The sequence below is a fragment of the Lampropedia hyalina DSM 16112 genome, assembly GCF_900129055.1.
GTDB lineage: Bacteria > Pseudomonadota > Gammaproteobacteria > Burkholderiales > Burkholderiaceae_C > Lampropedia > Lampropedia hyalina.
Map to the genome: position 1 here is coordinate 1 of NZ_FQUZ01000056.1, position 3675 is coordinate 3675.

General features: G+C 57.6%; 3 protein-coding genes. 2 read left to right on the plus strand and 1 reads right to left on the minus strand.

The features are described from left to right. Positions 1-347 precede the first annotated feature (347 nt). Both argA and BUE21_RS14050 read left to right on the plus strand, forming a co-directional pair. The gene (gene argA, locus BUE21_RS14045; protein ID WP_073357262.1) at positions 348-1694 is read left to right on the plus strand and encodes an amino-acid N-acetyltransferase; all 1347 of its coding nucleotides are present in this window, start codon (positions 348-350) and stop codon (positions 1692-1694) included. An 8-nt stretch (positions 1695-1702) separates the two neighbouring features. Continuing rightward, positions 1703-2599, plus strand: a complete 897-nt coding sequence (locus BUE21_RS14050) for a pseudouridine synthase (RefSeq protein WP_073357263.1) — start codon at positions 1703-1705, stop codon at positions 2597-2599. 271 nt (positions 2600-2870) lie between these two features. Here BUE21_RS14050 and BUE21_RS14615 read toward each other — a convergent pair whose 3' ends face one another. Further along, positions 2871-3596, minus strand: coding sequence for a hypothetical protein (locus BUE21_RS14615; protein ID WP_143164552.1), 726 nt, complete (start codon positions 3594-3596; stop codon positions 2871-2873). Between the last annotated feature and the right edge of the window lie 79 nt (positions 3597-3675).

Sequence of the window (3675 nt, forward strand, 5' to 3'; positions counted from 1 at the left end):
CGGGCGGCGGCGTGCGCCTAGATTGGCCTGCCGGGGCGCACTGGCGCGGGGGTGAATCTAATGAATGACACGCCCTAGGGCATCCCGCAGTTCGGGCACGAAGGCACAGCGATATTTTTTGAAACTCGATTACTGGCTTCAGCAGGCAAGACATCTCCTGATAAACCCCAGTAAAAGTAAAAAATGAAACTTGACATTATTTTGTCACAATCAATTCGCAGAATAAAATGGTTTCATAACGTAAATTAAAAATCTTTTTGCATCATTCGCTACTGCCCACCAGCTATCCGAAAATGCCGCAAAATCCAGCCTGTCGTCATATTCAACCGGGTGCCCCCTCTCCTGCCATGTCAGCCGTCTTCAATTTCACCTTCGTGCCGTGGTTCCGCTCGGTGGCCCCGTACATCCACAAATTCCGCCACCAGACCTTCGTGGTCGGCATCGGCGGCGAAGCCATTGCGGCAGGCAAGCTGCAAGCCCTGGTGCAAGACCTCGCGCTGGTACACAGCATGGGCGTGAAAATCGTGCTGGTGCATGGCTTTCGCCCCCAGGTGAACGAGCAACTGCTCGCCAAGGGCCACACCCCGCAGCACTACAAGGGCCACCGCATCACCGACCCGGTGGCACTGGACTGCGCCCAGGAAGCGGCCGGGCAACTGCGCTACGAGATCGAGGCCGCCTTCAGCCAGGGCCTGCCCAACACCCCGATGGCAGGCTCCAAGGTGCGGGTGATTTCCGGCAACTTCATCACCGCCCGCCCGATGGGCATCCTGGACGGCGTGGACTTCCAGCACACCGGCAAGGTGCGCAAAGTCGATACCGAAGGCATCCGCCACGCACTGGAGATGGAATCCATCGTGCTGCTCTCGCCCTTCGGCTACTCGCCCACCGGTGAAGCCTTCAATCTGGCCATGGAAGAAGTCGCCAGCTCCATTGCCATTGCCCTCAAGGCCGACAAGCTGCTGTACGTCTGCGAAGTACCCGGCATTGCGCAGAACCCGACACAACCCGTCAGCGACGACAACCCCATTGCCACCGAAATCACCCTGGCCGATGCCCGCCGCATCTTCGCCCAGGCCCCCGAAGCCGAAGTGCCCACCGACACCGGCTTCTACCTCAAATACTGCATCAAGGCCTGCGAAGGTGGCGTGGAGCGCAGCCACATCATCCCCTACAGCACGGATGGCTCCTTCCTGCTGGAAATCTACGTCCACGACGGCATCGGCACGATGGTCGTCGATGAACGCCTGGAAGAAGTGCGCCAGGCCACCGCCGACGACGTGGGCGGCATCCTGCAACTCATCGAACCCTTCGAGAACGACGGCACGCTGGTCAAGCGCAGCCGCACCGAAATCGAACGCGACATCGCCAACTACACCATCGTCGATCACGACGGCGTGATCTTCGGCTGTGCCGCACTCTACCCCTACTTCGAGAAAAGCACCGGCGAAATGGCCGCCGTCACCGTCTCGCCCCACTCGCAAGGCCAGGGCGACGGCGAAAAACTGCTCAAGCGCATCGAACAGCGCGCACGCCTCATGGGCCTGAAAAGCATCTTCGTGCTCACCACCCGCACCATGCACTGGTTCATCAAACGCGGCTTCGAAACCGTCGATCCCGACTGGCTGCCCCAGGCCCGCAAGGAAAAATACAACTGGAGCCGCAAAAGCAAGGTGCTGGTCAAATACCTGTAATCCAGGCCATGCCCGCACCCAGCCTGCCCACCAGCCGCGTCGGCGTGCCCGCCCGCACCCAGGGCACGGTGCTGGAATTTCTGTGCCAACGCTTTGTCCACATTCCGGCCACCGTCTGGCAACAACGCCTGCACGATGGCCTCGTCTGCGACGACCACGGACATCCACTTCAGGCCAGCGACAGCGTCGCAGGCATCCAGCACATTCGCTACCAGCGCGCCGTCGCCCACGAACCCGCCATCCCGTTCGAGGCCAGCATCCTGTTCCAGAACGAACACCTGCTGGTCGCCGACAAACCCCACTTCCTGCCCGTCATGCCCGCCGGGCAATACGTACAGCAAACCCTGCTGCACCGCCTGCAACAGCACACCGGCCTGCCCCAGCTCAGCCCCCTGCACCGCATCGACCGCGACACCGCTGGCCTCGTGCTGTTCTCCACCAACCCCGCCAGCCGCAACGCCTACCACGCGCTGTTCCGGCAACGGCAGGTGCGCAAAATTTACCAGGCCATCGCCCCCTTCGACCCACACTTCCTGCAACCGCGCGAACACCACAGCCACCTGGCCGAAGACCCGCAGCAATTCTTCCGCATGGCCGAACACCCCGGCCCACCCAACAGCCACACCCGCCTGCACATCACCGAAACCATCGGCCGCTGGGCACGCTACCAATTGGAACCTGTCACAGGCAAACGCCACCAGTTGCGCGTCCACCTGGCCGCCCTGGGCATCCCCATCCGCCACGACCCCTACTACCCCCACCTGAACGAACCCGCTGTCGGCGATTACAGCCACCCCATGCAACTGCTGGCACAGGAACTGCACTTCACCGACCCACTGACCGGACACAGCACCCGCTTCGTCAGCCAGCGGATGCTGTGCGTACCCGAAGCATTGGAAAAATGAAGCAGCAATGCCAACTGTGGCAAAGATGCTGTGGATGCGACCATCAAAGTCAAAAAATCTCTCTCTGGCCTGGCACCGGCACACCCATTAGCTCCAACGACACCGCCATAGCAGGCCACGCCATTGCTGCGGGCAGCATACTCGTGACAAACAATGCGCACGAATTTTGCAGGGTTACAACTTGGTTTATGAAGATTGGGTTTGATGTGCCGGGGATGCTATCGACCCTGAGCTGCCTCTCATGCCTTTGGACGCCGCACGCCTCACTCTTCTATTTAGAGTTCGTCCACGCGCAGTAGATCTCGCTGTTACTGAAAATGAAAACGTGAGAGAAGTTTTGAAGCGATAGCTCAAGTTCGCGAAGTACTTCTTCGTACTCTGCTTTTTTATTGATCACTGGCTCCGGCATTCCAAAATGAAAATGTTGAAATCTGTCCTCGTCGGTGTAAACCAGCAGTGCGGTTTTATCCGGGTAGACGATGGCTGCTTTTTTGTTGAGTATATTTCTCAGCTGAGCGACCTTTCGATCATGTTTTTCTTGGGCTGTATTGCTGCCCACCGTCGTGTAGATAGAGTCTTTCGATAGTTTTTCCAATTCGTCGGCATCTTCCTTACCCTGAAGTGTTGTGACTTCGAGATAACGTATATCCGACTGATTTGAACCCTCTTTCCTATATTCGACTATAGCATCGTGCTGCTGATTACCGTCGATCCATTGCACGACAACATTCTTCGGGCATGTGAAATAGAGTTTCGCGAAATGAGCGATTGGATAAAGCTCATCGTGGACTTTTCGCAGCAGACCTTTTCTCTGGGGATGATTTGGCTGAGCTGGCGTGTTATAGGTGCGACAGTCGAACAGACCCTTAATCACGGTCGCGTGGGTAAAGTATTCATCAGCAGGCGTAGGCTGTCCAGCGGCTTTTATGATAATGGCTTTATCCTCTTCCCAATTACCCGACAAAGGAACGTTGAGGGTGACTGAAGTTCCCCCCATTGACCGGACACCTTATATTTCTCAAAGAAGGAGTCCATCATGTCTTCAAAACGCCCGCAGTATCCACCTGAGTTTCGCA

What these genes read in the sequence shown, in the direction of transcription:
- BUE21_RS14050 (WP_073357263.1), top strand. Translation starts at nt 1,703, where the DNA reads ATGCCCGCACCCAGCCTGCCCACCAGCCGCGTCGGCGTGCCCGCCCGC.
- BUE21_RS14615 (WP_143164552.1), bottom strand. Translation starts at nt 3,596, where the DNA reads ATGGGGGGAACTTCAGTCACCCTCAACGTTCCTTTGTCGGGTAATTGG.
- argA (WP_073357262.1), top strand. Translation starts at nt 348, where the DNA reads ATGTCAGCCGTCTTCAATTTCACCTTCGTGCCGTGGTTCCGCTCGGTG.